This is a genomic window from Ferrovum sp. (genome assembly GCF_027317285.1).
Classification (GTDB): domain Bacteria; phylum Pseudomonadota; class Gammaproteobacteria; order Burkholderiales; family Ferrovaceae; genus Ferrovum.
In genome coordinates, this window is the sequence record NZ_DAHVHV010000156.1 from 1 (window position 1) to 579 (window position 579).

Genomic DNA, 579 nt, shown 5'->3' on the forward strand with positions numbered 1-579 from the left:
GCGCAATAGGATGCAGTATGCAGATAAATCAGTTCACAATCTTCTGTAAGCGCCTGAAAACCATGCGCAAACCCAACCGGGATGAGCAGACTCCTGCGATTTTCAGCCGACAGGACTTCGCCATGCCAATGTAAAAAAGTAGGCGAATCACGCCTGAGATCGACTGCCACATCCAGAATTTCACCTTTCAGACAACTGACCAGCTTGGATTCGGCATGGGGCGGGTACTGAAAATGCAAACCCCGTACCGCACCTTTTTTGCGCGTAAGTGTGTGGTTTATCTGGTCAACGGACTTATCAATTCCAGCCTGCCGAAATTCCTCAGAACAATAAAATCGCGACAAAAAACCGCGATCGTCCTCTACAGCCCTGCGCTGCACCAACATTAACCCGCCCAACGGGGTGACAACAAAATCAAAGCGTGACATAAGTATTATTCGTTTTGTCCTGATTATGTCTCTATCTCAGTGCGCGCCATCAGTTTCTTTCCAGAACAAGGAGTTGCACACATGAGCGCCACGGCAAGTCTTGGCACCATCGCTGCCAATTCGAATCTTCGATTGAATCGATACTGCGACT

Annotated in this window: 1 protein-coding gene; it reads right to left on the reverse strand. The window is 48.7% G+C overall.

What is annotated here, in order from left to right; genetic code table 11:
- On the reverse strand, positions 1-428 hold a 428-nt coding region (locus tag M6F29_RS12070), incomplete at its 3' end, for a dTDP-4-dehydrorhamnose 3,5-epimerase family protein (RefSeq protein WP_298160274.1).
- Positions 429-579 lie beyond the last annotated feature (151 nt).